We start from the raw sequence: 1,141 nt of genomic DNA, 5'->3' as shown, positions 1-1,141 counted from the left end.
TGGAAAAGTTGAGAGATGCCCTCGTTTAGATTGAAACCTACCCAAAACGACACCATCGTGAATGACTCAGACCTTTTAGCAAAATTTGCTAAAACACAGGAAAAGTTTTTCATGACCATGGATGAGGCTCTTGCCCTCAGCCGGGAGATTGCCCGTCGTGTATCAACATTACCGGAACAACCTGAGATGGTCGTTGGCATCGCCGGCGGTGGATTATTACTGGCGAAAGTGATCTCCTTAACCCTCAATCTTCACATGGAAACAGTACTGATTCAAAGAAAAGGAAGTCGAATTAAAGAAAAGGCTTCAAGAATTCCAGGATTGGTGACGCTGACTTCCGCATGGTTTCAAATCCCCGGCCTCAACATTCCGCTCAAATATATGATGAACCGGTTTTCATCCTTAGCCCCGATTTCACAACACCTGACTCCAGACGTGTTTCAAAAGCATGTGTTACTTGTTGACGATGCGATCGAGACAGGTCAAACCCTTATCTTAGCAAGAGAAATCCTCATCGCAGGAGGAGCCAGTTCGATCAAGACCGCAGTCCTGGCATGGTCCAATCACGGCGACGGGACGAATCAAGACTACGTATGCCCTGACATGTTTATCGGACGACGGGTTCAACATTTCCCCTGGTCAAGAAATAGTCCCTATCGACATGAGTATGAACGCTGGCTCACACAACCTCATGCGTGAGGCACGTCTTGCAGAGAAGGAAAAAGAAGTTATTATTGATTGATCTCGATGGTGTTCTCGTCGGAAGCCATGATGCTCACACCGGAACAGACATGGCGCTTTTCCCCCTTCAAGGGATAGATGCCGGTGATTGTTTAACGAAAAGCGGCGCGACCATTGCCGTACTCACCCATCGGCACAGGGCTGAGGCGGAACAAATACTAAAACTATTACAGATAGATTCAACTCAAATAGTTCGTTGCTATGCAGCACAAGAACTGTGGGCTTGCGCCATAAAATACAAACAAACCTCACAGGCTTTACTGAAGGGGCTCAAAAAAAGTTTAATCTTACCTCTCATCAAAGAAGAACTCGGGTATCGCGCGGAAGACATCGCCATGATAGATGACCGCATGGAAATTCTGTCGGACATGTCCCAAAGAGGAGTTGGATTAACCCTATT

2 protein-coding genes are annotated in these 1,141 nt (G+C 46.7%); both read left to right on the top strand.

Going from position 1 to position 1,141, the window contains the following annotated elements; all coding sequences use genetic code 11:
- Positions 1 to 111: 111 nt before the first annotated feature.
- Positions 112 to 699 (top strand): phosphoribosyltransferase, encoded by a 588-nt coding sequence (locus tag AAH187_RS12385; protein WP_342348772.1) that lies wholly within the window; start codon positions 112 to 114, stop codon positions 697 to 699.
- Positions 700 to 734: 35 nt separating this feature from the next.
- Positions 735 to 1,141: hypothetical protein (locus tag AAH187_RS12380; RefSeq protein WP_342348771.1), on the top strand; the 407-nt coding region annotated here is incomplete at its 3' end.

It is taken from the genome of uncultured Nitrospira sp. (assembly GCA_902500695.1).
In the GTDB taxonomy this organism is placed as follows: domain Bacteria; phylum Nitrospirota; class Nitrospiria; order Nitrospirales; family UBA8639; genus Nitrospira_E.
This window is presented reverse-complemented; position numbering and strand designations above follow the sequence as displayed.

Coding starts and splice junctions, on each gene's coding strand:
- AAH187_RS12385 (WP_342348772.1), top strand. CDS start 112: ATGACCATGGATGAGGCTCTTGCCCTCAGCCGGGAGATTGCCCGTCGT.